The organism is Thiolapillus sp. (genome assembly GCF_048562965.1).
Classification (GTDB): domain Bacteria; phylum Pseudomonadota; class Gammaproteobacteria; order Chromatiales; family Chromatiaceae; genus Thiolapillus; species Thiolapillus brandeum_A.
On sequence record NZ_JBHNMF010001327.1, the window covers coordinates 1 to 699 of the forward strand.

General features: G+C 48.2%; 1 pseudogene. It reads left to right on the plus strand.

Annotated features, from left to right (window positions below):
• Window positions 1-95: 95 nt before the first annotated feature.
• Window positions 96-605, plus strand: a pseudogene (locus ACOCD2_RS24120) (transposase); the annotation flags it as partial.
• Window positions 606-699: the final 94 nt, after the last annotated feature.

The window sequence follows — 699 nt, forward strand, 5'->3', positions numbered from 1 at the left end:
TTTGAGAAATCTAATGTCATTAGCTATCGGGCACCTCTATTAATTGCCCCTAATCCTGTAAAATAGCAGCATCACAGGCAAACGGGGAGAAATCCATGCAACCCAGCTTTTTTGATCAGGAAAATCGGTTAGCCCAACTGGAGAAACTGGGTGATCCACTGCCCCGACTGGACAGCATTGTGGATTGGGACGAGTTCAAACCAACACTCAAAGCGATCTACCAGAAGAAAAGGAAAAGCAATGCCGGCAGGAAGCCCTAGGATACCGTGTTGATGTTCAAAATGCTGGTACTGCAATCGCTTTATAACCTGTCAGATGATCAAACGGAATACCAAGTTCGGGATCGGTTGTCCTTTCAACGGTTTCTGGGATTGAATCCGGATGATACCATGCCGGATTCCAAGACCCTGTGGCTGTTTCGTGAGCAGCTGGCGCAGCATGGTTTGGTGGAGAAGTTGTTCAATACCTTTGATCAGCAACTCTGGTATTCCGATTTTATTCCCAAAGGTGGCCAGATCATTGATGCCAGCTTGGTCAATGTGCCGAAGAACCGGAATAAGCGCGATGAAAACAAAGCCATCCAAGCGTGTCTTCGGCCTCGTGATAGATTTTGGGACATCCCAGTCCCCAAAATCGACTCGGCCTTTGACAACCTATTTGTGCCCCAGCCGTCCTGGTCACCAAGCACTACGCAACAAC